This window comes from Paraburkholderia sp. RL17-347-BIC-D (assembly GCF_046027915.1).
In the GTDB taxonomy this organism is placed as follows: domain Bacteria; phylum Pseudomonadota; class Gammaproteobacteria; order Burkholderiales; family Burkholderiaceae; genus Paraburkholderia.
On the sequence record NZ_JARESS010000314.1, the window covers coordinates 1 to 220 of the forward strand.

The window sequence follows — 220 nt, forward strand, 5'->3', positions numbered from 1 at the left end:
CACCCGACACCGCTTCGTTCTGCGTCGCTGCATCAGCAGCAGAGAAACGAGATTATGAAGAACTTTCGCTACGTCGTCAACAGGTTTTTTCCAACTTCCTGAACCTGCCCACTTCGCTGAAAGCCTTGCCACTGCTGGCTCTCCCGCCTCCCGTGCCCCGCTGTCCGGAGCACGAAAGAGCGAGATTCTAGCGAGCCCGACTCCGCCTTGCAAGCGTTAT

General features: G+C 57.3%; 1 protein-coding gene. It reads left to right on the forward strand.

The features are described from left to right. Nucleotides 1-191, forward strand: a 191-nt coding sequence (locus tag P0D96_RS48720; protein ID WP_408321546.1) for a hypothetical protein, incomplete at its 5' end; no start/stop codon positions are given. Nucleotides 192-220 lie beyond the last annotated feature (29 nt).